This window comes from Streptomyces venezuelae (assembly GCF_008642375.1).
Classification (GTDB): domain Bacteria; phylum Actinomycetota; class Actinomycetes; order Streptomycetales; family Streptomycetaceae; genus Streptomyces; species Streptomyces venezuelae_G.
In genome coordinates, this window is sequence record NZ_CP029194.1 from 3,896,352 (window position 1) to 3,918,662 (window position 22,311).

General features: G+C 71.8%; 23 protein-coding genes. 8 read left to right on the forward strand and 15 right to left on the reverse strand.

What is annotated here, in order from left to right; genetic code table 11:
* Nucleotide 1 precedes the first annotated feature (1 nt).
* The 10 genes from metK to DEJ46_RS17670 all read right to left on the reverse strand — a co-directional run bounded on the left by metK (nucleotide 2) and on the right by DEJ46_RS17670 (nucleotide 9,106).
* Nucleotides 2–1,210, reverse strand: a complete 1,209-nt coding sequence (gene metK, locus DEJ46_RS17625; RefSeq protein ID WP_150267610.1) for a methionine adenosyltransferase — start codon at nucleotides 1,208–1,210, stop codon at nucleotides 2–4.
* On the reverse strand, nucleotides 1,207–1,470 hold the full coding sequence (locus DEJ46_RS17630; RefSeq protein ID WP_150267612.1) for an acyl carrier protein: 264 nt from the start codon (nucleotides 1,468–1,470) through the stop codon (nucleotides 1,207–1,209). The genes metK and DEJ46_RS17630 overlap by 4 nt, the downstream gene beginning before the upstream one ends.
* Nucleotides 1,471–1,489: 19 nt before the next feature.
* Nucleotides 1,490–1,939 (reverse strand): holo-ACP synthase, encoded by a 450-nt coding sequence (gene acpS / locus DEJ46_RS17635; protein WP_150267614.1) that lies wholly within the window; start codon nucleotides 1,937–1,939, stop codon nucleotides 1,490–1,492.
* Nucleotide 1,940: 1 nt separating this feature from the next.
* Nucleotides 1,941–2,828 carry a hypothetical protein gene (locus DEJ46_RS17640; protein WP_150267615.1) on the reverse strand — a complete coding sequence of 296 codons (888 nt, stop codon included), beginning with the start codon at nucleotides 2,826–2,828 and terminating at the stop codon, nucleotides 1,941–1,943.
* 31 nt (nucleotides 2,829–2,859) lie between these two features.
* On the reverse strand, nucleotides 2,860–3,753 hold the full coding sequence (locus DEJ46_RS17645) for a diiron oxygenase (protein WP_150267616.1): 894 nt from the start codon (nucleotides 3,751–3,753) through the stop codon (nucleotides 2,860–2,862).
* Between the two features lie 27 nt (nucleotides 3,754–3,780).
* Nucleotides 3,781–4,824 (reverse strand): class I SAM-dependent methyltransferase, encoded by a 1,044-nt coding sequence (locus DEJ46_RS17650; protein ID WP_150267618.1) that lies wholly within the window; start codon nucleotides 4,822–4,824, stop codon nucleotides 3,781–3,783.
* On the reverse strand, nucleotides 4,821–5,663 hold the full coding sequence (locus DEJ46_RS17655; protein ID WP_150267619.1) for a class I SAM-dependent methyltransferase: 843 nt from the start codon (nucleotides 5,661–5,663) through the stop codon (nucleotides 4,821–4,823). The genes DEJ46_RS17650 and DEJ46_RS17655 overlap by 4 nt, the downstream gene beginning before the upstream one ends.
* A gap of 72 nt (nucleotides 5,664–5,735) precedes the next feature.
* The gene (locus tag DEJ46_RS17660) at nucleotides 5,736–6,278 is read right to left on the reverse strand and encodes a MaoC/PaaZ C-terminal domain-containing protein (RefSeq protein ID WP_150274525.1); all 543 of its coding nucleotides are present in this window, start codon (nucleotides 6,276–6,278) and stop codon (nucleotides 5,736–5,738) included.
* Nucleotides 6,279–6,376: 98 nt separating this feature from the next.
* The gene (locus DEJ46_RS17665; protein ID WP_150267621.1) at nucleotides 6,377–7,558 is read right to left on the reverse strand and encodes a trans-sulfuration enzyme family protein; all 1,182 of its coding nucleotides are present in this window, start codon (nucleotides 7,556–7,558) and stop codon (nucleotides 6,377–6,379) included.
* Nucleotides 7,559–7,669: 111 nt separating this feature from the next.
* Nucleotides 7,670–9,106, reverse strand: coding sequence for an MFS transporter (locus DEJ46_RS17670; RefSeq protein ID WP_150267623.1), 1,437 nt, complete (start codon nucleotides 9,104–9,106; stop codon nucleotides 7,670–7,672).
* Nucleotides 9,107–9,282: 176 nt separating this feature from the next.
* Here DEJ46_RS17670 and DEJ46_RS17675 point away from each other — a divergent pair, with 176 nt between their 5' ends.
* Nucleotides 9,283–9,957: a hypothetical protein gene (locus tag DEJ46_RS17675; protein WP_150267624.1), complete on the forward strand. Its 675-nt coding sequence runs from the start codon at nucleotides 9,283–9,285 to the stop codon at nucleotides 9,955–9,957.
* 35 nt (nucleotides 9,958–9,992) lie between these two features.
* Here DEJ46_RS17675 and DEJ46_RS17680 read toward each other — a convergent pair whose 3' ends face one another.
* Nucleotides 9,993–10,193, reverse strand: a complete 201-nt coding sequence (locus DEJ46_RS17680; RefSeq protein WP_150267626.1) for a hypothetical protein — start codon at nucleotides 10,191–10,193, stop codon at nucleotides 9,993–9,995.
* A gap of 312 nt (nucleotides 10,194–10,505) precedes the next feature.
* Here DEJ46_RS17680 and DEJ46_RS17685 point away from each other — a divergent pair, with 312 nt between their 5' ends.
* Nucleotides 10,506–11,738: a Cmx/CmrA family chloramphenicol efflux MFS transporter gene (locus DEJ46_RS17685; protein WP_150274527.1), complete on the forward strand. Its 1,233-nt coding sequence runs from the start codon at nucleotides 10,506–10,508 to the stop codon at nucleotides 11,736–11,738.
* Between the two features lie 80 nt (nucleotides 11,739–11,818).
* A complete protein-coding gene (locus DEJ46_RS17690; protein ID WP_150267628.1) occupies nucleotides 11,819–12,256 on the forward strand; it encodes a GNAT family N-acetyltransferase in 438 nt (145 codons plus the stop codon).
* Nucleotides 12,257–12,268: 12 nt separating this feature from the next.
* Here DEJ46_RS17690 and DEJ46_RS17695 read toward each other — a convergent pair whose 3' ends face one another.
* Both DEJ46_RS17695 and DEJ46_RS17700 read right to left on the reverse strand, forming a co-directional pair.
* A complete protein-coding gene (locus DEJ46_RS17695; protein WP_150267630.1) occupies nucleotides 12,269–12,541 on the reverse strand; it encodes a DUF4031 domain-containing protein in 273 nt (90 codons plus the stop codon).
* Nucleotides 12,542–12,626: 85 nt separating this feature from the next.
* A complete protein-coding gene (locus tag DEJ46_RS17700) occupies nucleotides 12,627–12,983 on the reverse strand; it encodes a hypothetical protein (RefSeq protein ID WP_150267632.1) in 357 nt (118 codons plus the stop codon).
* A gap of 112 nt (nucleotides 12,984–13,095) precedes the next feature.
* Here DEJ46_RS17700 and DEJ46_RS17705 point away from each other — a divergent pair, with 112 nt between their 5' ends.
* Both DEJ46_RS17705 and murQ read left to right on the forward strand, forming a co-directional pair.
* Nucleotides 13,096–14,013: a MurR/RpiR family transcriptional regulator gene (locus DEJ46_RS17705; RefSeq protein WP_150267634.1), complete on the forward strand. Its 918-nt coding sequence runs from the start codon at nucleotides 13,096–13,098 to the stop codon at nucleotides 14,011–14,013.
* 76 nt (nucleotides 14,014–14,089) lie between these two features.
* On the forward strand, nucleotides 14,090–15,028 hold the full coding sequence (murQ, locus tag DEJ46_RS17710; protein ID WP_150267636.1) for an N-acetylmuramic acid 6-phosphate etherase: 939 nt from the start codon (nucleotides 14,090–14,092) through the stop codon (nucleotides 15,026–15,028).
* Between the two features lie 141 nt (nucleotides 15,029–15,169).
* On the opposite strand, the gene DEJ46_RS17715 is transcribed toward murQ, so the two are convergent.
* Entirely contained in the window at nucleotides 15,170–16,702 is a 1,533-nt protein-coding gene (locus tag DEJ46_RS17715) for an alpha/beta hydrolase (protein WP_150267637.1), read from the reverse strand.
* 101 nt (nucleotides 16,703–16,803) lie between these two features.
* Between DEJ46_RS17715 and DEJ46_RS17720 the strand changes: the two genes are divergently transcribed.
* From DEJ46_RS17720 to DEJ46_RS17730, 3 genes are all read left to right on the forward strand, one after another.
* Complete coding sequence (locus DEJ46_RS17720; RefSeq protein WP_150267639.1) at nucleotides 16,804–17,280, forward strand: hypothetical protein; 477 nt, start codon at nucleotides 16,804–16,806, stop codon at nucleotides 17,278–17,280.
* A 65-nt stretch (nucleotides 17,281–17,345) separates the two neighbouring features.
* The gene (locus DEJ46_RS17725) at nucleotides 17,346–18,314 is read left to right on the forward strand and encodes an aldo/keto reductase (RefSeq protein WP_150267641.1); all 969 of its coding nucleotides are present in this window, start codon (nucleotides 17,346–17,348) and stop codon (nucleotides 18,312–18,314) included.
* A gap of 4 nt (nucleotides 18,315–18,318) precedes the next feature.
* Complete coding sequence (locus DEJ46_RS17730; RefSeq protein ID WP_150267643.1) at nucleotides 18,319–19,041, forward strand: transporter substrate-binding domain-containing protein; 723 nt, start codon at nucleotides 18,319–18,321, stop codon at nucleotides 19,039–19,041.
* A gap of 66 nt (nucleotides 19,042–19,107) precedes the next feature.
* Here the strand turns inward: DEJ46_RS17730 and DEJ46_RS17735 are convergent, their stop codons facing one another.
* Nucleotides 19,108–22,218: an FG-GAP repeat domain-containing protein gene (locus DEJ46_RS17735; protein WP_150267645.1), complete on the reverse strand. Its 3,111-nt coding sequence runs from the start codon at nucleotides 22,216–22,218 to the stop codon at nucleotides 19,108–19,110.
* Nucleotides 22,219–22,311: the final 93 nt, after the last annotated feature.

Sequence of the window (22,311 nt, forward strand, 5' to 3'; positions counted from 1 at the left end):
GTCAGACCCCCGCTGCCTTCTTCAGGGCCTCCACGCGGTCCGTGCGCTCCCAGGTGAACTCGGGGAGCTCGCGGCCGAAGTGGCCGTACGCCGCCGTCTTCGCGTAGATCGGGCGCTTGAGGTCCAGGTCGCGGATGATCGCGGCCGGGCGGAGGTCGAAGACCTCGCCGACGGCCTCCTGGATCCGCTCGTCCGGCAGGGTGCCCGTGCCGAAGGTCTCCACGAAGAGACCGACCGGCTCGGCCTTGCCGATCGCGTACGCGACCTGCACCTCGCAGCGCCGGGCGAGTCCGGCCGCGACGACGTTCTTCGCGACCCAGCGCATCGCGTACGCCGCGGACCGGTCGACCTTCGACGGGTCCTTGCCGGAGAAGGCGCCGCCGCCGTGGCGGGCCATCCCGCCGTACGTGTCGATGATGATCTTCCGGCCGGTGAGGCCGGCGTCGCCCATCGGGCCGCCGACCTCGAAGCGCCCGGTCGGGTTGACCAGGAGCCGGTAGCCGTCGGACTCCAGGGTGACGCCCTCCTCGACGAGCTCCTTGAGGACGTGCTCGACGACGTACTCGCGGACGTCCGGGGTGAGCAGGCCCTCGACGGAGATGTCGGCGGCGTGCTGCGAGGAGACGACCACCGTGTCGAGGCGGACCGGGCGGTCCCCGTCGTACTCGATGGTGACCTGCGTCTTGCCGTCGGGCCGCAGGTACGGCACGGTGCCGTTCTTGCGGACCTCGGTCAGGCGGCGCGAGAGACGGTGGGCCAGCGCGATCGGCAGCGGCATCAGCTCCGCGGTGTCGTCGCAGGCGTAGCCGAACATCAGGCCCTGGTCGCCGGCGCCCTGCGCCGCCAGTTCGTCGCCCGTGCCTTCCACCCGGGACTCGTACGCCGTGTCGACGCCCTGCGCGATGTCCGGGGACTGGGCGCCGATGGACACCGAGACGCCGCAGGAGGCGCCGTCGAAGCCCTTCGCGGAGGAGTCGTAGCCGATGTCGAGGATCGCCTCGCGCACCAGCTTCGCTATCGGCGCGTAGGCCGTGGTGGTGACCTCGCCGGCGATGTGCACGAGACCGGTGGTGATCAGGGTCTCCACGGCGACGCGCGAGGAGGGGTCCTCGGTGAGCAGCGCGTCGAGGATGGTGTCGCTGATCCGGTCGGCGATCTTGTCGGGGTGTCCCTCGGTGACGGACTCCGAGGTGAAGAGGCGGCGGCTCATGCCTGGACCTCCACCGGAGCCTGCGCCGGGGCGTGGAAGAAGTGCTGCTCGATCGCGCCGAGGGTGCGGATCGACTCGACCTCCAGGGTCTCCATCTGGATGGAGGTGCCGCTCTCCTGCTCCAGGAGGAAGACGAACTCGACGAAGGACAGCGAGTCGATGAGCCGGTTCTCGATCAGGTCGAGGTCGGAGGCGATGTCGTCGCGCTCGGGGTGACGGTCGAGGATCCAGTTCTTCACCGTCTGCAGGCCGTCGGCCATGGTTGATCTCCTTTAGCTGCTACTGGATGGGTGTGGCGGGGGCGGGAGCGGGGGCGATGATCGGGGCGGCCACCGCCACCGCGTAGTCCACGTCGTGGCTGATGGACACGGTGATCTCGGTGATCCCGGACTCGGCGGCCATCTCGGCGGCGGCCCGGTGCAGCTCCACGAGCGGCCAGCCGCCCTCGGAGCGCCGTACGACGATGTCCGGCCAGGGCAGGAACCTGCCCCTGACCCGTAAGGTCTTGAAGGCCGCTTCCTTGGCCGCGATCCGCCCGCACAGGCTCAGGACGTCGAGCCCGGAGGAGGTACGGCAGTCGGCGAGCTCGCCGGGGGTGAGCATCCGCTCGAAGAACCGCTCGCCGTACTCGGCGAGAAGCCTGCGGACACGGTTGACGGACACGATGTCCATGCCGAGGTTCGCCCACCCCAGGCCGCCCGCCGGCGGGGCGGCGGGACGGGCCGGCACGTCAGATCACCGGCCCGGCCGTGCCGCTCGCACCGGCCCGCATACGGGCGTTCGCGTCGAGCACCGCCCGGGTGGCGGACTCCCAGCTGCCGTGCCGCCGGGTCAGTGCGGACAGCCAGCGCTCCAGGCCGAAGGCGACACAGCTGGTGAAGGCCGGTCCGCCGGTCGACTCCAGGGTGATGTCGCAGCGGTCGCCGAAGAAGTTCCGGTGCGTGTTGACCGAGGCGATCGCCAGGTCCTCGTACAGGAACTCGTACTTGACGGGGGTGAGCCGCTGGAGGACCGCCTTGGAGCTGCCCTTGTCGAAGAAGGGGTCACAGGCGGCCTCCTTGCGCAGCGGCAGGTCGAGCGCCGTCGCGAAGGCCTGGATGCGGGTGGTGAAGTCGGCGAGGTGCGTCTCGGCGTGCTCGCGCGCGCCGATGGCGACGATCTCGCGCATACGGAAGCCGAGCTGGCGCCGCATGCCTTCGTAATGGGTCTCCTTGCGGAAGCACCAGGAGCAGATCGTGACGAGGGTGTCGTCGGCGACCCGGGTGCCCTGGTGGTCGAGGTAGACCGCGTAGCAGGACGCCGAGGGCAGTCCGAGCGCGGCCGGTTCGAGGGCGTCGCTCGGGAAGCAGCCGGTGTCCGCGGAGAAGGGCGTGGCCGCGCGGCGCTCCAGGTCGAGCGGGGCGGCGACGACGGCCTGGTGCGGGAAGTTGTCGTAGTAGTCCAGCTTGGCCAGGTCGGCGGCCGGCAGGAGCGGGGGCATCGTCATCGGGCGGGCGCCCGCGGTCGTGCCCCAGCCTTCGAAGGTGTCGTCGAGGAGCCGCAGGAGGCGGGTCCCCTCCGGGCCGAGCGAGGGGAGGCCCCTCGTGTCCCCGACTGTCTCGGGGGTCGTCACGGTCATGGTCAGTGCACCTCTCGGGTGAGGGCGTCGCTCAGACGACGGGCAGGGTGTCGTCGGAGAAGATCCCGGTCTTCAGGAAGAAGGCGAGCGGCTTGCGGATGGCCTTGCGCTCGTGCGGGCGGCGGCGTTCGTCGGCGACCAGCGAGTTGCGCAGGGCCAGCGGGTCGGGGATGCCGGCGTCGCGGTAGACGTGCGGGTTGTAGAGGGAGTTGGTGCTGTAGACGACGTACCGCTTGAGGTACGCCTCCACCTCCCGCACCCGCTCGGCGCTGACCGCCTGGCACATCCGGGTGTGGAGGAGCGAGACCAGTTCACGGCCGAAGGCGATGTGGCGGGACTCGTCCTGGTGGTGGATGCGGTTGACCTCGCGGATGGTGTGGCAGAGGGAGTCGTCCTTCGCCATCCGGGAGTTGTAGTGGTCGACCAGCTCCTCGAAGAAGAGGATGCGGGTGAAGACCAGGAAGTTCTCGACCTCGGGCTCCCAGGCGGCGTCGGCGCGCATCGCGGTGGAGCCGTAGATCTTGTGGCCGTAGCGGCGGCAGAACTCGGAGAAGAACCACATGTGTTCGTTCTCCTCACCGATGAAGTGGTGGAAGAAGTCCGAGGGGACCTCGAAGCCCGGCATGTGGATGCGGCCGACGACCTCGATGAGGAGTTCGCGGATGCCGTGCACGTTCAGGCTGTAGAAGTTGATGGACTCCCACTTCGACAGGCGCTGAAGCGTTTCCTCACCGAGGGTGTCGTAGTGCTCGGTGCCGTAGACGGTGAGCAGCTCGGGAGTCATCCAGAAACGGTTCTCCTCCAGCGTCTCGGGCCACTGGAAGGTCTGGTACGGGTTGTAGTAGTCCTCCACGGAGCGCTCGCTGAGCCGCTCCAGGACCTCCATGAACCGGTCGGTGACGGGCAGGGGGGCGGTCACGCCCATGGTGTTGCTCCTCTGACGAAGGGGGGGTTACGGCCGGACCTCGTACACCGCGTTGACCGCGGTCTCCGTGGCGCGCCGCCAGCGGGTGAAGCCGGCCTCCTCCGCGATGGCCCGGAAGGCCTTCTCGCCGGAGTGGTTGCCGAGGGCGTGCGGGCCGCGCTGCGCGACCGCGACCGGCAGGCACATCACGGCCGACAGGGCCATGAACATGCGGGCGGCGGGGGTCTGCGTGTCGATGTCCTGCGGGGACACGTTCGACTCGACGAGCATCCAGGTGCCGTCCGCGTCCAGGGACTTGTGGACGTGCTGGGCGGCGGCGACCGGGTCGCCCATGTCGTGCAGGGCGTTGAAGAAGCACACCAGGTCGTAGCCGGAGCCCGGGTAGTCGTCGGCCGAGGCGACCTCGAAGACAACACGGTCGGAGAGGCCGGCCTCCTCGGCGAGCTGGCGGGCGATCGAGACGGCCTCCTCGGAGTAGTCGAAGCCGTGGACCGTGGCCTGCGGGAACGCCTTGGCGATGAGGAGGGTGGTGTGGCCGACGCCGCAGCCGACGTCGGCGACGGTGCCGCCGGCGGCGAGCTTGTCGGTGACCTGGTGGAGGGCGGGCAGCCAGTCCGGGACGAGCTTGTGCTCGTACGTGGGCTGGAAGAAGGAGCCCATGCCGGTGTCGAGGGCCGCGTCGTGCTCGGCCCAGCCGACGCCGTCACCGGTGCGGTACGCCTCGACGAGCAGGTCCTCGGTGGCGTACAGCGCCTTGAGGGCGGTGAAGAACCCGGCGGCGTAGGTGACGGCCTTCGGGTCGGCGAGGACCTCGACGTGGGCGGCGGGGAGGGTGTACGTGAGCGAGCTGGGGTGCCGCTCGACGTACCCGGCGGAGAGCTGGGCGTGCAGCCACTCCTCGATGTACCGCTCGTTCGTTCCGGTCGTCTCCGCGAGCTGCCCGGCGGTGAGGGGGCCCCGCTCGGCCAGGGCCTTGTAGAGGCCGAGCCGCTGGCCGATGGCGACGGTCAGACCGCGGACGGCCGCGCCGGCGTCGGTGATGACCCGCTGGTGGAATTCGTGGGCGCTCATGCCGCCTCCTCTTCGTTGTGGCCGGGCGTGTCGCACGTGAAGAGGAACGACCTCGGGACGCCCGGGAGGGCGCGCGGCGCCACCTGGTAGGGCCAGCGCTCGAAGTCGGCGCCTTCCTCACCGGGCTGCTTGACCTCGCGTACGGCCCAGCCGCAGTCGTCGAGCAGCGCCTCGGGCTCCTCGGTGCCGAAGAGCCACGGGTTGCCGTCGTCCTTCAGGGCCTGGAGGAAGGTCCGGGCCAGCGGGTTGACCAGGGCGGCCCGGGAGATGACGTCGCCGAGCAGCACGGAGCCGGGCGCGGAGTGCGCGGAGAGCGTCGAGATGAGGCCGCGTACGGCCTGCTCGGGCAGGAAGAACAGCAGGCCCTCGACGACCCAGAGGACGGGCTCCTCGCTCTTCCAGCCGGCCTCCTTCAGGAAGCCGGTCCAGTCCTGGGTCAGGTCGACCGGGACGGTGACGCGGGTGCGGCCCGCGGGCTGCGGCTCGTCCGCCAGCATCTCGGCCTTGGCGGCGAGGAGCGCGGGACGGTCCAGCTCGTAGACGGTGACGCCGTCGGGCCAGGGGAGCCGGAAGAAGCGGGTGTCCATGCCGGCGGCGAGGAAGACGACCTGGCGGATGCCGCGCTCCTCCACCGCCTTGACGATGGCCCGGTCGAGGTAGGTGGTGCGGATGGCGAGGAACGGCACGATGCCGCCCCCGTCGTAGCGGTCGAGCAGTTCGAAGCCGATCTGGTCGGCGACCGTCCGCGCGTAGGGATCGGCGAACAGCCGGTCCTCGCGCTCGGTCTCCAGGGCGCGCGCGGCGGCGGTCCACTGGGCGGTGCGGGATACGGCCTCCACAGGAGGTCCCCCTTCGGTTGGGTTACGGAGATACGGACGGCCGTGTTCGGGCGCCTGGCGAAGGACGGTCCGTCAGGAGCTCATGGCCGGAACAGCGCTCTTCGCCGCCGGTCGCACACAGGCGACGGGGTCCTCGGCCGCGGGCATCGACGACAGATGGTCGGCCTCGGAGTCGGCGGGGCGCCGGCGGAAGATGCTGTGCAGGATCATGCTGAACACGGCCGTCCCGTCTGCGGCCACCAGGGTGCACCGGGGTTTGACGGTGCCGGTGGTGCGGTTGAACGGCGACGGGGTGGAGCCGAGGATCTCGACGCGCGCGGTGAGGACGTCACCCGGGCGGACGGGCCGCAGGTAGCGGACCTCGTCGATGCCGGGCGAGCCCATACAGGCGCTGTAGGCGAGCAGGCCGTCCACGTACCGCCGCATGAACATCGACTGCGTGTGGAAGCCGCTCGCGATCAGACCGCCGAACTGCGAACCCGCCGCGAGCTCGGGGTCCGTGTGGAAGGGCTGCGGGTCGAAGCGCCTGCCGAACTCCAGCACCTCCTCCACCGTGACGGTGACGGCGCCCAGCTCGTGGACGTCGCCGGGCCGGAAGTCCTCGAAGTAGCGCATCACGCGCCCCCCTTGACCTAGGAGTGTCTTTCCCTGGCGACATCCAATCTACGAATCATTCGTTTATTTTGTCAACCCAAAAGAAGGCTGGAATCCGTTCAGGCGAGGGCCTGTTGGAGGTCGGACCAGAGGTCCTCGGCGTCCTCGATCCCGACGGACATCCGCACCAGGCCGGCGCCTATCCCGGCGGCCTCCAGCGCCGCCTCGTCCAGCTCCCGGTGGGAGGTGGAGGCGGGGTGCGTCACGAGGGTCTCCACCCCTCCGAGGGAGAGCGCGAGCTTCGCGAGGCGTACGCGCTCGACGAAGGCCCGGCCCGCCGCGCGGCCGCCGGCCAGCTCGAAGGAGAGGAGCCCGCCACCGCCCGAGAGGACCTTGCGGGCGTTCTCGCGCGAGGGGTGGCCCGCCAGCCACGGGTAGTGGACGGCCGTGACGTCGCCGCGGGCCTCGGCGCGCTCGGCGAGCGCCGCCGCGAGCGAGACGGCGTTGGCGCAGTGCTCGCGCATCCGCAGGGGCAGGGTGGGTATCCCGCGCAGGGTCAGCCAGGCGGCGAACGGGTCGGCGCAGGCGCCGAGTTCCACGGTCCGCGGCCACACGCGCCGGCGCAGCTCGTCGTCGGCGAAGACGGCGGCGCCGCCGAGGACGTCGGAGTGCCCGGAGAGGTACTTGGTCGTCGAGTGGACGACGATGTCGGCGCCGAGCTCCAGGGGGCGGCACAGCACGGGCGAGGCGAGCGAGTTGTCGACGAGGCTCGTCACACCGGCCGCGCGGGCGACGGCGAGCAGCCCCGGCAGGTCGGGGACCTGGCCCGTGGGGTTGGCGATGGTCTCCAGGACGAGGAGCCGGGTGGCGGGGTGGACGGCCGCCTCCTCCAGCTCGGCCGGGTCGTCGCCGGAGATCCGGACGACCTCGATCCCGTACCGCCCGGCCAGGTCGGACAGGACCGCGTGGGTGCCCCCGTACAGGCATCGCTGGGCCACGACCCGGTCGCCGGGCCGCAGGAGCGCGAGCAGTACGCCGCTGATCGCGCCCATCCCGGAGGCGAAGGCGATGGCCCCGGCGCCGCCCTCCAGGCCGGCGAGGGTCTGCTCCAGGGCCCGTACGGTCGGATTGCCGCGGCGGCTGTAGACGTACCGCCCGTCGGGTCCTGCCATCGCGTCGGCGAGCTCGGCGGCGGAGTCGAAGGCGAAGGCGGAGGACTGCACGAGAGGCACGGAGAGCGGCCGACTCCCGCTGGGAAAGGGTTCGTTGAAGACGTGCACGGCGCGGGTGTTCAGTTCCACGGCTTTCCTTTCCGGAGGGAAAAGGGGGCGGATACGAAAAAAGGGGGCGGATACGGAAAAGGGGCCGCCCGACGTCCGGGGACGGACATCGGGCGGCCCCTTCGGGGCGGTTCAGGCCGAGACCTTCTCGCCCTCGGGGGCGGGAGCGGCGGCCTCGGCGGCGACGGCCTTGTCGCTCTTCATGACGAGGAGCGTGATCACACCGCCGACGGCGGCGATGATCGCGGCGCCGATGAAGGCGGACGAGAACCCGTCGGTGAGGGCGGGCAGGTCGCCCAGCCGGTCGGCGCCCTGGGACATGGCGACGGCGGTCAGCGCGGCGAGACCGAGCGCGGAGCCCACGTTGTAGGTGGTGTTGACGATGCCGGAGGCGAGACCGGCCTGCTCCTGCGGGGCGCCGGACATCGCGGCGATCATCGCCGGGATGTAGGCGAGGGACATGCCGAGCGCGGCGACGAGCGAGGCCGGCAGGACGTCGACGAGGAAGGTGCCGGTCGGCGGGACGGCCGCGAGCCAGACCAGGCCGGCCGCGAGGACGAGGAGGCCGATGCCGATGAGCGGCTTGGCCCCGACCTTCATCATGAGCCGGGCGGTGATGGCCGTCATGAAGATCATGAGGAGCACGGTCATCGGGAGGAGCGCGGCGCCGGAGGCGAAGGCGCCGTAACCCAGGACCTGCTGGAGGTAGAGGTTGAGGAAGTACCACATCGGGATCCAGGCGGCGCCGAGCAGCGTCATCGCGAGGTTGGCCGAGCCGAGGCGCGGGACCCGCCAGACGCTGAGCGGCATGAGCGGCTCGCGGACGCTCTTCTGGATCACGAGGAAGAGGACGAGCAGGACGGCGGCGCCGGCCAGCTGGACGATCGTGGCGGTGGCGCCCCAGCCGACCTCGGGGGCGCGGACGAGCGCGAAGACGGCGAGCGCGAGACCGGCGGTGACGGCGACGGCGCCGAGGACGTCGACGGAGCCGCGGCGGGACGCGACGTCCGGGAGGAGCTTGGTCGCGGCGAGGGTCGCGAGGCCGATCGGGATGTAGATGATGAAGACCCACTGCCAGGCGGCCCACTCGGTGAAGACACCGCCGAGGAAGACGCCCGCGGTGCCGCCGGCGGGAGCCGCGGCGCCGTAGAGCGCCATGGCCTTGCCGAGCTCCTTCGGGTCGTGCATGAAGAGCATCATCAGCAGGGTCATCGCGGCGGGCGCGATGAGCGCACCGCCGACGCCCTGGACGGCACGGCCGGCGATCTCGACCCAGGCGGTCTGCGCGGCGGCGGCGAGGATCGATCCGACGATCATGATCGCCCAGCCGGTGACGAAGATCTTCCGGGCCCCGATGAGGTCGGAGAGGCGTCCGCCGAGGAGCAGCAGGCCGCCGAAGACGATGACGTAGGCGTTGAAGACCCACTGGAGCTCGCCCTGCGTGAAGCCCAGGTCCTTCTGCATCTCGGGGAGTGCGACCCCGATGATCGAGGTGTCCATGATGACCATGAACTGGGCGGCGGCGAGCACGACAAGTGCCCACCAGCGCCGGGGATTGACGGTTGACATTGCCCTGACCCTTCGCTCGCGACGAGCCCCGAGTTACCCCCGAGGCATACCCCTGGGGGGTACCTTCGCGGAGCACCGTAGCATACCCATGGGGGGTATGTAAGAGGGAGATGAGGGCGCGGCTGGAGCGCCAGGGAATCGGGGCTTCCGGCTTGCCCGCCGGGCAGAATGCCCCCATGACCGCCGAGGAACACCCCGAGCTGCTCCAGCGCTGGAACGCCACCCTGCTCGCCGCCCGCGCCGGGCGCGAGGGCCCGGACCCCGCCCCGTACGGCCGGAACCTGCTCGCCCGCTGGGCCGAGCCGCAGCGCCGCTACCACACGGTCGACCACCTGCGGGCGGTCCTGGACCGCATCGACGAACTGGCCGACCAGGGCGGCGAGGGCGGCGAGTTGGAGCTCGTACGGCTCGCCGCCTGGTTCCACGACGCGGTCTACCGCCCGGACCGCTCGGAGAACGAGGAACGCTCGGCCGCATTGGCCGAACGGGCCCTGACAGAGGCGGGTCTGACGGAGCACGAGGTGCACGAGGTGGCCCGGCTCGTCCGCCTGACGATCGCCCACGACCCCGCCGCGGGCGACCTGAACGGCGAGACCCTCTGCGACGCGGACCTCGCGATCCTGGCCACCGCGCCCGATACGTACGGGGGGTATGTGGCGGCGGTCCGCGAGGAGTACGCCTTCGTCCCCGAGGACGACTTCCGGAAGGGCCGCGCGGCGGTCCTCCGGCAGCTCCTCTCTCTCCCTCGCCTCTTCCACACGCCGTACGGGGCGGCGGTGTGGGAGGAGAAGGCGAGGGCCAACATGGAGAAGGAACTCAAGGAACTCAAGGAGTCGACGGATACGAACTGATCCGACGTCAAAACGTCATGGGAACCGACCCCCCCCTACCGCCGGTACGCGGCCTGGTTGGCGGTGCCGAGCGCGTCATTGCGCTCGGTGACCATGTTGCGGTAGACGCACGCCGCCCGCCTGTCAGCCTCGGAGGCCGCGACCAGCGGGCTGCCGTAGAACCATTCGACGGCCACGGCGACGTCTCTGAGCTGCTGCTCCGTGCCGGTCAGGCCCTCGATGGCCTTGGCCTTCACGAGGGGACCGCCGACGCGCAGCACCCCCCACGAACCGGCACTAACGCTTGCTCCGTGACGTTGCCAACGCACGGCACCCTCACGTGAAGATCAATTCATCCTCGCCAAAGCCCCGCACGAGCGACAGAGGGGACAACGCAACCGACAGTTGATCATGTTGTTACCGACCGTAAGTCGGCGCCACAGGAGTCACGCGTCTCGCATCACGAGACATTGCCCGCGCATGGAATGACAGGCACAAAATCCGTGTTCACCCATGTCATGCCCTCCCTCTCCGCCGAAGCCGCGACCCCCGCACCCGCACCCACCCGGATGCCCCTGGCCGTCTACGTCCTCGGCCTCTCCGTCTTCGCGCTCGGCACGAGCGAGTTCATGCTCACGGGACTGCTCGAGGCCATCGCGGAGGACATGCACGTCTCCATCCCCCGCGCCGGGCTCCTCATCTCCGCCTTCGCGATCGGCATGGTCGTCGGCGCCCCCCTGCTCGCCGTCGCCACCCTCCGGCTCCCCCGCAAGACGACCCTGATCGCCCTCATCACCGTCTTCGGCCTCGGCCAGATAGCCGGCGCGCTCGCCCCCACCTACGAGGTCCTCTTCGCCTCGCGGATCATCAGTGCCCTCGCCTGCGCCGGATTCTGGGCGGTCGGCGCGGCCGTCGCCATCGCGATGGTCCCGGTGAACTCGCGCGCCCGCGCCATGGCGGTCATGATCGGCGGCCTGTCCATCGCCAACGTCCTCGGCGTCCCCGCCGGCGCCTTCCTCGGCGAACACCTCGGCTGGCGCTCCGCCTTCTGGGCGGTCGCCGCCGCCTCCGCCATCGCCCTCGTCGGCGTGGTGACCCGCATCCCCCGCATCCCCCTCCCCGAGACGAAGCCGCGCCTCAAGCGGGAGCTGGCCATCTACCGCGACCCGCAGGTCCTCCTCCAGGTCGCGATCGTCGCGCTCGCGGCCGGCGGCGTCTTCTGCGCCTTCTCCTACCTGGCCCCGCTCCTCACGAACGTCGCCGGCCTCGCCGACGGCTGGGTCTCGGGCGTCCTCGCCCTCTTCGGCATCGGCGCCCTGATCGGCACGGCGATCGGCGGCCGCGTCGCCGACGCCCACCTCTTCGGCGTCCTGCTCACCGGCATCGCCGCCTCCACCGTCTTCCTGGTCGCCCTGACCTTCCTCGCGTCCAGCCCGGTCGCCGCGATCGCCCTCTCCTTCCTCCTCGGCGTCTCCGCCTTCTACACGGCCCCCGCCCTCAACGCCCGCATGTTCAACGTCGCCGGCGCCGCCCCCACCCTCGCGGGAGCCACCACCACCGCGGCCTTCAACCTCGGCAACACGGGCGGCCCCTGGCTCGGCGGCACGGTCATCAACGCCGGCCTCGGCTTCGCCTCCCCGGCCTGGGCGGGCGCGACGATGACGGCAACGGCCCTCGCCGCGACGGCCCTGGCACTGAAGGTCACGAAGCGCACGTCCCGCGACCGCGTCGTAGCCAGGGGATCGGCGACGGGTTCCAGCGGGCACGCGCAGGACGAAGCAGCGGGCAGCATGATCCACTGAACGCTGCGCCCCGGACCGCATCCCGCAGAATCGGCACAGTTCAGTTCAGTCGAGGGACGCGAAAGTGAGGACGGGCAGTCGTGATCACCATTGGTTCGTTGCGCGAGGAGGACCGCGCCGCCTGGGAAGTGCTGGCGCGCGGTTACAAGGCTTTCTACCGCACCGAGGTGCCGGACGAGGGCTACGAGCAGACGTGGCAGCGACTGCGGGGCGGCACCGAGTTCCACGGCATCGGCGCCTGGTCGCAAGGGAAGCTGGTCGGCATCGCGCACTACTTCTTCCACCCGACGTTCTGGATGGAGGACAGCTGCTACCTCCAGGACCTCTTCGTCGACGAGGCGGCACGCGGCCGGGGCGTGGCGCGGATGCTGATCGAGAAGGTGGCCGACACCTCGCGGGAGCGGGGGGCGGCCCGCTTCTACTGGACCACCCAGGAGGGCAACACCACCGCCCGCGCGCTGTACGACAAGGTGGCGAGCTTCAAGGGGTTCATTCGCTACGACTACCCCGTGGGCTGACACCCCTGAGGGTTACGCGGTCGGGGGCCGGCCCTTCGGCCGCCGCAGGCCCGCCTCCGTGAGGCGGCGGAGGAGCTCCTTGGAGCCGACCTCGACCGCGCCGCCCGCCACCGCGTCCGCGTACCGCTCGGACGGGATGTCGTAGTGGTCGCGTTCGAAGGCGCGGGGCGGGGCGCCGATCGAGGCGGCGAAGGCGTGCAGCTCCTCGAAGGAGACGTCGCTGACCAGGTGCGACCACATGCGGCCGTGGCCCGGCCAGGTCGGCGGGTCGATGTAGAGGCTCACGCGGGGTCTCCTTCGGGTCGGCGGCTCACACGGGGACGCCCTCCGGCCGGCAGGCTCGGGCGGAGGCTCCCTCCGGCCGGCAGGCTCACGTCAGACCGCCCACCCGCGCGACCACCACTCCCTGCTTGCCGCAGACCCAGTGCGGGTCCGGGCCCAGTTCCGGTTCCACGTCGAGGGCGTGCGGGTCGCCCGAGGAGCAGACCGGGCAGAGCGGCCAGCGCCCGTACCGTTCGAGCAGGGCGTCCTGGACGTCCTGCGCGACGAGCCCCGCGACGTACTCCACCCCTTCGGGCCACTGCTCGACCCACCAGCGACGGTGGGTCACCGACTCCTCCACCATCGACACGACCTCGGCGGCGGCCACCTCTCGGGCCACCAGGTCGGCCATCACCAGCGCGCGAGCAGTGTGCAGCGCCTGCTCCACCGGGTCGATCTCGTCCATGCACTCATTGTCACCCGGCACCGCGGAAGGACGAAGGTCCCGTCCGTTTCCGGGACCGACCCGGGACCGAAGGGGTCTTGTCGACCCACCCACCCGAAAGTATCTTTCAGATGTGACCAATGAAGTGAAGGAAAGTTTCACGAGCGACGCGCCCCCCGCGCCCGCCGCCCTCGCGGCCAAGGTGCGGACCCTCGCACCCTCCATGACCCGCTCGATGCAGCGGGTCGCCGAAGCCGTCGCCGGCGACCCGGCCGGCTGCGCCGCCCTCACGGTCACCGGCCTCGCCGAGCTCACCGGCACCAGTGAGGCGACCGTCGTCCGCACCGCCCGGCTCCTCGGCTACCCCGGCTACCGCGACCTGCGCCTCGCCCTCGCCGGCCTCGCCGCGCAGCAGCAGTCCGGCCGCGCACCCGCCGTCACCGCCGACATCGCAGTCGACGACCCGGTGGCCGACGTCGTCGCCAAGCTGGCCTACGACGAGCAGCAGACCCTCGCCGACACCGCCGCCGGACTCGACACCGTCCAGCTCGGCGCCGCCGTCACCGCCCTCGCCGCCGCCCGCCGCGTCGACATCTACGGCGTCGGCGCCTCCGGCCTCGTCGCCCAGGACCTCGCCCAGAAACTGCTCCGCATCGGCCTGATCGCCCACGCCCACAGCGACCCGCACCTCGCCGTCACCAACGCCGTGCAGCTCCGCTCCGGCGACGTCGCCATCGCGATCACGCACTCCGGCTCCACCGGCGACGTCATAGAACCGCTGCGGGTCGCCTTCGACCACGGCGCCACCACGGTCGCGATCACCGGCCGCCCGGACGGCCCGGTCACGCAGTACGCCGACCACGTCCTGACCACCTCCACCGCCCGCGAGAGCGAACTGCGCCCCGCGGCCATGTCGTCCCGCACCAGCCAACTCCTGGTCGTGGACTGTCTGTTCACCTGTGTCACCCAGCGTACGTACGAGACGGCGGCCCCTGCCCTCGCCGCCTCGTACGAAGCCCTCGCCCACCGCCACTCGCCCCGGACCCGCTGACACCCCCCGGTCAGCCGAGCGTCACACGTCGACCGCCAACGACGCCGACGACGTCCACGCACCGAAAGAGCAGCCCATGCCCACTTCCACGTACTCCGAGCTCCGCGCCCAGCTGGCCACCCTCACCACCGAGGCGTTCCGTCCCGAGCTCGCGGAGATCGACCGGCTCCCGACGCTGGAGATCGCCCGGACCATGAACGGCGAGGACCGGACCGTCCCCGCCGCCGTCGCCCGCGAGCTCCCCGCCATCGCCGCCGCGATCGACGCGACGGCCGAGCGCATGGCCCGCGGCGGCCGGCTGATCTACCTGGGCGCCGGCACCGCGGGCCGCCTCGGCGTCCTCGACGCCAGCGAGTGCCCGCCCACCTTCAACACCGACCCCTCCCAGGTCCTCGGCCTGATCGCGGGCGGCCCCGCCGCGATGGTCCAGGCCGTCGAGGGCGCCGAGGACTCCAAGGAACTCGCGGTGGAGGACCTCACCGCGCTCGGCCTCACCGGGAACGACACCGTGGTCGGCATCTCCGCCTCCGGCCGCACGCCGTACGCCATCGGCGCCGTCGAACACGCCCGCGCGCTCGGGGCGTTGACCATCGGCCTGTCCTGCAACGCGGGCAGCGCGCTCGCCGCCGCCGCCGAGCACGGCATCGAGGTCGTCCCCGGCCCCGAGCTCCTCACCGGCTCCACCCGCCTCAAGGCCGGCACCGCCCAGAAGCTCGTCCTCAACATGATCTCGACCATCACGATGATCCGCCTCGGCAAGACCTACGGAAACCTGATGGTCGACGTCCGCGCCTCCAACGACAAGCTCCAGGCCCGCTCGCGGCGGATCGTCGCCCTGGCCACCGGCGCCCCGGACGAGCAGATCGAGGCCGCCCTCACCGCCGCCGACGGCGAGGTGAAGAACGCGATCCTCATGATCCTCGCCGACGTCGACGCCCCCACCGCCGCGCGCCGGCTCACGGTCTCCCAGGGCCACCTGCGTGCGGCGCTGCACGCGACCGAGCCCACCGCGTAATCCGTCCCCGGGATCCCCGCACAGCAAGGCCCACCGCACCATGAGCACAGGAGCTCCTGGAGGAGTTCGGCGTGGACACGGAAGCCCTGACGTACGAGAAGGGCCCGGGCGGCGACAGGCACCCGGGCCCTCCCCGTACCGTCAGCGGCAGAGCACGTCCCCGGACGGCCGCACGCCCTCGGTCAGATAGCGGGTCACCGCCGCGTCACCGCAGGCGTTGCCGTTGCCGAGGTAGACCCCGTGCCCGCCGTGGTCGACCGAGACGAGACGGGCCCGGTCGCCGAGCGCCGCCCGCATCCTCAGTCCGTTGGCGTAGGGCGTCGAGGGGTCGCGGAGGTTCTGGATCATGAGGATGTTGGAAGGCCCCCGGTCGGTGATCCGGACCGGCTTCTCCACGGCCCCGCCCTTCCAGAAGGAGCAGGGCGTGATGTTCGCCGGCATCCCGGCCGTCAGCGGGAACCGCGCCCGGTCCTTCGCCACGGCCCGCTCGTACGCCGGCACGGACGCGGGCCAGTTCACGTCGTTGCAGATCACGCCGACGGTGATGGCCGCGGCGTCGTCCGGCAGCGCGCCCGCCAGCTCACGCGGCAGCAGCGGCCGGCCCTCCGGGTCGAGCGCCTCCGTCACGAGCTGCCCGAAGGCCGGGAAGAACGCGTCGGAATAGAGGGCGAGGTGGAACGCCTGGAGCAGCATCGCTCCCGTCAGCGGAGGCCCGGCCTTCACGGGCTCGCCCGGCGCCCCGGGGATCACCGAGGCGTGCGGCTCGCGGTCGAGCCGGGCCGCCAGATCCATGAGCACACCCCGTACGTCCTCGGGGCGCTCCGCGAGCCGCAGCCCCTCGTCCGCCCGGTCCGGGTGGGCCGCCCAGGCGGCGAAGTCCGGGAGCCGGTCCTCGGCACCCTGCGCCATGCCCTCCAGCCAGCCCCGGGCCACCCGCTTCGGGTCGGGGTCGTTGCTGCTGTCGAGCACCCAACGGTCGGTCCGGTGCGGGTACTTCTCCGCGTAGGCGGCCGCCACGTACGTCCCGTACGACACGCTCCACGCCGACAGCTTCCGCTCGCCGAGCGCCTGCCGCAGCCGCTCCAGGTCCCGCACCTGGTTCGCCGTCGTCAGCCCGCGCAGCATGGCGCCGCCGTTGCGGGCGCAGGCCTCGGCGATCCGCTTCGAGCGGGCGACGTTCTCGTCGATCGCGCCGTCGGCACCGGGCCACGAGCGCAGCGTCATCATCCACCGGTCGCCCTCGTCGAGCCCGCACGAGGCCTTGGCGGAGCCGCCGATCCCCCGCGGGTCGAAGGCCACGAGGTCGTACGCCCCGGCCGTCTCCTTCGCCAGCGCGGCACCCTTCTGCGCCAGCCGCTGCACCCCGGAGCTGCCGGGCCCGCCGGGGATCACCATCAGGGTCCCGCGCCGCGCCTCGGGCCGCGTGCCGGGCAGCCGGGAGACGGCGAGCCCGATCTGCTCGCCGTGGGGATCGGCGTAGTCCAGGGGCACGGAGAGCGTGGCGCACCGCTGCCCGGGCAGCGGCTTCACCGCCGGCGAGCAGTCTCCCCAGACCAGCCCGGCCCCGGCCTCGGCGGCAGCGGCGGTGGCGCCGCCCCCGGTGAGGGCGGCACCGGCGACGGCGGCGGCGGAGAGGGCGAGCAGCAGGGCCTTGCGTCCACGGTTCGTTGTCATGCGCACAGCCTCGCGGAACGGCCCCGCGGCCCCCATCCGGGAGACCGGCGGGTCCGGGGTGGGGCCAACCCCCGGGTGTCCGCGTCTGGTTGGCTCGAGCCATGAGCGCGCGTGACGTGTACGGGACCCGCCCGGAGGACATCGCCGAGGTCCTGGGCCTCCTGGGAGAGGACGTCCTGCTCCTCTCGTACGAGGAGCAGCGGCGGTTCGCCTCGGTGAGCCTCAACCGGTTCGGGGCCATCGGCTCCGCCCGGCTGGACTGGCACGGGGCGGACGTCGTCGAGCGGCACGACGGTTTCGACGGGGAGGCACTGGCTTCCCTCCTCGGTGCCCACGCCGGACCCGACGAACTCGTGGTCGTCTTCTGGGACGACCTCGCGGTCCCCTCGATCGCCCTGCCGGCATCCCTGGCGGCGCGGCACGCCGAGGCGATCCTCTGGGTGGGCTACGCCTGCTGGTTCCTCCTCACGGACAGCGGGATGGTGATCGAGTTCCAGGACGGAGAAGGCCTGACGGCGGGAAGGCCACCGGCCGACGGGCCTGGTGGGACTGACGGGACCGGCGAGGCCACCGGCTGACGCACACCCCGCCGACACGGGGAACCCGGTGGCGCCGGCACCGCCGCCGGGAGATCATCCCCGCCATGACCACCACCACCGCCACCACGACCGGCTCGACCGCCACCACCGGCTCGACCACCACGCCCCACGCATCCGCCTCCGGCACCTGGACCCTCGGCGGTGATCTCACCGTCAACCGGATCGGCTTCGGCGCCATGCGGCTGCCCCAGCGCGGCGAGGCCCTCGTCGAGAACGCCGTACCGAGGGACCGCGACAGCGCGATCGCCGTCCTGCGCAAGGCCGTCGAGCTCGGGGTGAACCACATCGACACGGCCGCCTTCTACTTCTCGCCGCTCCGCTCCGCGAACGAGCTGATCAACAGCGCCTTCGGCGGCGCCTACCCCGACGACCTCGTCATCGCCACCAAGGTCGGCCCCTGCCGCGACGCCTCCGGCGCCTGGAGCACGCACGCGCGCACCCCCGCCGCCCTGCGCGGCCAGGTCGAGGAGAACCTGCGCCAGCTCGGCCGCGACCACCTCGACGTCGTCAACCTCCGTATCGTCGGCACCGATTCGATCGCCGAGCGCTTCGGCGCCCTCGCCGAGCTCCGCGAGGCGGGTCTCATCCGCCATCTCGGCGTCTCCAACATCACCCCCGAGCAGCTCGCCGAGGCGCAGGCCGTCGCCCCCGTCGTCTGCGTCCAGAACATGTACGGGATCGGCGTCCGCCCCGAGTACGAGGACTTCGTCCGTCTCTGCGGCGAACAGGGCATCGCCTTCGTGCCCTTCTACGCGATCGCCGCGGCCGGCCGGCAGGGCGGCGCCACCGCCCCCGAGAGCCCCGAGGTGCTCGCCGTCGCCGAGGCCCACGGGGCGAGCGCCGCCCAGGTCCGCATCGCCTGGACCCTCCACCAGGGGCCCCACATGCTCGCCATCCCCGGCACCGGCGACCCCGCCCACCTCGCCGCCAACGTCGAGGCGGGCGCCCTCCGCCTGACTCCGGAGGACCTGACCCTGCTGAACGACCTCCACCACGCGCCTGAGGCAGGCTGACCCCATGACGACCTCACCGAACTCCCCGCACATCGCCGCCGACCTGGCCCCCACCGGCACCCTGCGCGCCTCGATCAACCTCGGGAACCCGGTCCTCGCGCAGGGCACGCCCGACGCCCCCTCGGGCATCACGGTCGACCTGGCCCGGGAGTTCGGGGCGCGGCTCGGCCTGCCCGTGGAGCTGCTCTGCTTCGACGCGGCGCGCAAGTCGTTCGAGGCGATGGCGGAGGGGCGCGCCGACCTCTGCTTCCTCGCCGTCGACCCGGCGCGCGAGAAGGAGGTCGCCTTCACCGCGCCGTACGTCGTCATCGAGGGCGTGTACGCGGTCCCGCGCGACTCCGGCCTCACCACCGTCGAGGAGGTGGACGCCCCCGGCGTCCGGATCGGCGTCAAGCAGGGCTCGGCGTACGACCTGTTCCTCTCCCGCTCCCTCGCGCACGCGACGGTCGTACGCGGCGACGAGGGCGTCGACGTGTTCCGCGCCGAGGGCCTGGAGGCGGGCGCGGGCATCCGGCAGCCGATGACCGCGTACGCCGCCGCGCACCCGGACGTCCGGCTGATCGAAGGCCGCTTCATGGAGATCCGCCAAGCGGTCGGGACGACCGTCGGCCGCCGCCCCGAGACGATCGCGTTCCTCCGCGAGACGATCGAGACCCTGAAGACGAACGGCTTCGTCACCGCCTCCCTCCACCGCGCGGGCCAGGACCCGGCACTCGTGGCCCCGTAGGCAAGCGGAAGGGCCCGGCCGCAGGACTTCCCTGCCGGCCGGGCCCTCCTCGGGCACGCGCGCGTACTAGTACAGCCCCTTGAAGCCGCTCCAGCCGCTGGTTCCGATCACCGTCCGGGCGGCGTAGAGCCCGGTCCCGGTGCCCTTGTAGCCGTACAACTTGCCCGCGCCGTCACGTGCGACGAGATCCGCACGGCCGTCGCCGGACAGGTCGCCGACGCCGACCAGGGACGTGTACCCGCCCCAGCCGCCACCGACCTTGACCCGCGGCGCCACACCGCCGGCCGCCGTGCCGTAGTACCGCCACAGCACGCCCGCCGCGTCGATGCCGAGCAGGTCGCCGCGCCCGTCGCCGTCGAGGTCACCGGCGCCGACGAGCTTCTTGTACAGCTTCCAGTTGGTGCCGATCCGGACCCGGGGCTTCACCCGGTGGTCGGCCGTGCCGCCGTAGAAGTACACGTCACCGGTGGCCGCCTGGCGCGCGACGAGATCGGCGAACCCGTCACCGTTCACGTCGCCCGGCGAGGTCAGCACGTCGTACTGCCCCCAGCCGGAACCGACCGAGGTGTACGGCGAGGAGGCGGACAGCACCTTGCCGCAGCCGGGCCTGTAGGCCCGCAGCTGGTCGCCCACGCGGACGTACACATCCGCACACCGGTCGCCGTTCAGATCACCCGTCGGCACGAACACAGACGAGGTCGCGAACTTGGTCCCCGTACCGGCGATCCGCGCCGACACCGCGCCCGTACCGGTCCCCCGGTACATCGACACGAGTCCGGCCGTGTCCATCACCAGCAGGTCACCGAAGCCGTCGTCCCCGGCGAGGTCCCGCCGCACGGCGGCTCCACCGGTCACGGACAGGGCTCCGGACTGGACGAGATCGGCGCCGTGGCCGTCGGCCGGCTTCACCGTCAGGGTCCAGGTGTGCGCACCGTTCGCGACGAACTTCCCGGCCGCGTCCTTCCCGTCCCAGACGGGAGCGACGAGGCCACGGCCCTCACCGGTGAGGGTGCGGACGGTCGCGCCGGTCGCCTTGCGCTTGAGCGCGAGAGACCACTTGCCGGGCTTGGACAGGTTCCAACGCGGCTTCCAGGCAGCGGACTTCAGGTTCACCGATGCCGGCACCGCGGAGTCGACCGCCGCGAGGCGGCTGGTGGCTCCGCCGAGACCGACGACGTGGATCTTCTGCTGCGGGTCGATGAAGGCGACGCCACCGCCGAAGCGGTCGATCGTCCATCCCTGGTTGTAGTTGGGCACGCCGAGCGCGACGACACCGACGGTGCGCACCACCGGCGTGCCGGAGCGGACGTCGATCACGCTCAGCGGGTCGCCGTCGCTGCCGTTTTCCGTGTACGCGATGAAGCCGTCGCCGAGCTGCGGCCGGACGCGCGGGGTCTTGAAACGGACCGAGACCTTCTTCTCCCGGTCGTACACGACGGCGGACGTTTCGTCCTGGCACCGGGCGTAGATCCACTTGCCGACGACATCGAAGTCGAAGGTGCCGCAGTTCGTCCCGAGGTCCACCGTCGCGACGGTGGAACCGGTGCGCAGGTCGACCGCCGAGACGGTGTCGTTCGCCGTCGACGCCGTCCAGAGCCAGGTGCCCCACAGGGACTGCATCGTGTCGCGGGAAACCGAGAGGACCTTGCCGGTATCGATGTCCGCGACGACCGAAACGGTCTCGTAGTTCTCACGGGCGAGGTAGTGCACGTAGCGGCCCGAGGCACTGAAGAACCGGGTGGGGTCGAGCTTGCGCGTGGTGTTCAGCGTGATTTTGCGGGTGGTCGCGCCCGGCGCCGCCGTCGTCACGTACATCGTCGGGACGCACCAGCCGCAAGGCGCCTCCCCGCGAGACGGTGGAAGGTCGTCCGCCCCGAGCATGACAAGGCGGCCATCCCCGGTGTCGGCCCAACGGGCACCGACGGTCCCCGGGCCGTAGGGCTCGGCGCACGGCGAGGCACCGGCGGAGGTCACGGCACAGCTCCAGACCGAGGCGGCCGTGCGCGGTTCGGTGAGCGACACGTCGTATCCCCGTAGGCTGCGGTAGCCGTCCTCGTGCTCGGTCGTGACCCGGCCGTTCGCCAGGGACAGCCCCGTCCGCCGGACCGGCTGGGGCGGGGTGCTCAGGACCTGAGCGGTAACCGGCGCTCCGGTGGCATCGGGAGTGACGCGCCGGACTCCCCAGTGGGTGGAGTCGGTGCCGCCCACGAAGTAGAGAGTGCCGTCCGCGCCGGTCCTGACGTCGGAGTCCACGGCGGCGGAGACGCCCAGGTCGCGGGTCGTGCCGCTGGTGAGCGAGGTGGCCTTGAGCCGGCGGGGCGCGTACCGGTCGCCGTAGTGGCCGACGACCCAGTCGCCGAGGAGAGCGAGGCGGCCGTCACCGGAGCCGGCGTTCGGCAGCTTGACGGTGGCACCGGGGCCCGCGGGAGTGGCGCGGGGGACGACGAACGCCTCCGCCGTGCTGTACTCGCCGTAGACGGCGATGCGGTCGTCGCTGAGCGCGGCCTTCGGGTAGGCGGGAAGACCGGTCCCGGCCGGCAGCGGGACGAGCACCCCGGTGGCGAAGTCGACGAGCCCGGCGGCCTGACCGCCGGACGCCCGGGTGTAGTGGACGACGGCGCCGTCGGCGTCGAAGGCCAGGACCTCGGGGCGGCCGGTGATCCGCTCGGTCGTCGTGACGTCGACGTCCGCCGGTGCACCCTCGCCGAGGCCCGGCAGATGGAGCGTCACGGCACCTTCGGCATCGGCGCTGTAGCTGAGCAGCCGGTTCGTGCCGAAGGCACGCAGCCACGTGTGGCCCTCGGGACGCGTGCGGGTCAGGGTGGTGCCGGTGGTCCAGTCGTGGACCGTGGCTTCGACCGCGTCGCCGTGGTAGCCGACGCAGCCGAACCGGTCGCCGTGGAAGGCGATCCTGTCGGTCGAGTCGCAGGCACTGCGGAAGGCGACCCGCCCGTCCGCGAGGCTCTGCCAGCGCAGGCCCTTGGCAGGGTCGGTGGTCTGCAGACCGGTGCCCGCGCCGAAGAGGGCCTGGGGCGGCGGGGTGACGCTCGGCGGTGCGGCGATCGTCACCTCGTACGGCGCGTTCGATGCCGCTGCGGCGGACGGCGCTACGGCCGCCAGGCCGGTGAAGCCGAGCGTGGCGCTCAGAGCGAGCGCGACGGCTCTTCGTACGGACAAGTCCCTGTGTCCCCTCGTACGGATGTGAAGACGGGTACGACACGGGAGGGTCGGCGCGACGGCAGAACATGCAGCACGGGCAGGACGGCAGGA

Coding starts and splice junctions, on each gene's coding strand:
- metK (WP_150267610.1), bottom strand. CDS start 1,210: ATGAGCCGCCGCCTCTTCACCTCGGAGTCCGTCACCGAGGGACACCCC.
- DEJ46_RS17630 (WP_150267612.1), bottom strand. CDS start 1,470: ATGGCCGACGGCCTGCAGACGGTGAAGAACTGGATCCTCGACCGTCAC.
- DEJ46_RS17640 (WP_150267615.1), bottom strand. CDS start 2,828: ATGACCGTGACGACCCCCGAGACAGTCGGGGACACGAGGGGCCTCCCC.
- DEJ46_RS17645 (WP_150267616.1), bottom strand. CDS start 3,753: ATGGGCGTGACCGCCCCCCTGCCCGTCACCGACCGGTTCATGGAGGTC.
- DEJ46_RS17650 (WP_150267618.1), bottom strand. CDS start 4,824: ATGAGCGCCCACGAATTCCACCAGCGGGTCATCACCGACGCCGGCGCG.
- DEJ46_RS17660 (WP_150274525.1), bottom strand. CDS start 6,278: ATGCGCTACTTCGAGGACTTCCGGCCCGGCGACGTCCACGAGCTGGGC.
- DEJ46_RS17670 (WP_150267623.1), bottom strand. CDS start 9,106: ATGTCAACCGTCAATCCCCGGCGCTGGTGGGCACTTGTCGTGCTCGCC.
- DEJ46_RS17675 (WP_150267624.1), top strand. CDS start 9,283: ATGACCGCCGAGGAACACCCCGAGCTGCTCCAGCGCTGGAACGCCACC.
- DEJ46_RS17685 (WP_150274527.1), top strand. CDS start 10,506: ATGCCCCTGGCCGTCTACGTCCTCGGCCTCTCCGTCTTCGCGCTCGGC.
- DEJ46_RS17700 (WP_150267632.1), bottom strand. CDS start 12,983: ATGGACGAGATCGACCCGGTGGAGCAGGCGCTGCACACTGCTCGCGCG.
- murQ (WP_150267636.1), top strand. CDS start 14,090: ATGCCCACTTCCACGTACTCCGAGCTCCGCGCCCAGCTGGCCACCCTC.
- DEJ46_RS17715 (WP_150267637.1), bottom strand. CDS start 16,702: ATGACAACGAACCGTGGACGCAAGGCCCTGCTGCTCGCCCTCTCCGCC.
- DEJ46_RS17720 (WP_150267639.1), top strand. CDS start 16,804: ATGAGCGCGCGTGACGTGTACGGGACCCGCCCGGAGGACATCGCCGAG.
- DEJ46_RS17725 (WP_150267641.1), top strand. CDS start 17,346: ATGACCACCACCACCGCCACCACGACCGGCTCGACCGCCACCACCGGC.
- DEJ46_RS17730 (WP_150267643.1), top strand. CDS start 18,319: ATGACGACCTCACCGAACTCCCCGCACATCGCCGCCGACCTGGCCCCC.